This is a genomic window from Bradyrhizobium sp. SHOUNA76 (genome assembly GCF_023006445.1).
Lineage (GTDB): Bacteria > Pseudomonadota > Alphaproteobacteria > Rhizobiales > Xanthobacteraceae > Bradyrhizobium.
Genome location: NZ_JALBHA010001075.1, coordinates 1 through 642, shown reverse-complemented (window position 1 = coordinate 642; position 642 = coordinate 1). Strand labels below are relative to the sequence as shown.

General features: G+C 68.8%; 1 protein-coding gene. It reads left to right on the top strand.

Annotated elements, in window-relative coordinates:
- Positions 1–642, top strand: a 642-nt coding sequence (locus MOV74_RS39815; protein WP_246933068.1) for an AMP-binding protein, incomplete at both ends; no start/stop codon positions are given.

Here is a 642-nt window from a genome sequence, read left to right as displayed (position 1 = left end):
CGGATCGCGGTCGCACTGCCGCGCGGCGCCGACAGCGCGCTGGCGCTGATCGCGGTCGCATCGAGCTGCGCCTGCGTCCCCGTCAATCCCGATCTGACGGCTGACGAGCTGCAACGCTATTTCAGCGACTTGAAGCTGACGGCGCTGGTGACACGGGCCGACATGAACCCGGCGAGCCGCGAGGCCGCCAAGGCGCTCGATATCGCGGTGATCGATTTCGTGCCGGGGCGGCAAGACAATCTCGGCGGCTGCGCATTCGTTGGGCCGACGATCGAGCCGGCGGCGACCGGCGGCGCCTCGCGCGGCGACGACGATGCGTTCATCCTGTTGACGTCGGGCACGGCGGCACGGCCGAAAATGGTGCCGCTGACACATCGCAATGTGTGCCTGTCCGCCACCAATGCCGGCCGCGTGCTGTCGCTCACATCCCACGATCGTCTGCTCAACGTCCTGCCGCTGTTTCACGCCCATGGCTTGATCTCCGGCCTGCTGACGGCGCTGGCCGCGGGCTCCAGCGTGATCTGCACCGACGGCTTCGACGCGCCGTCGTTCTTCGGCTGGATGCGAGAGCTGCGGCCGACCTGGTACACCGCCGTGCCCACCATCCATCGCGCGCTGCTGACGGCGGCGGAATCCGACCCG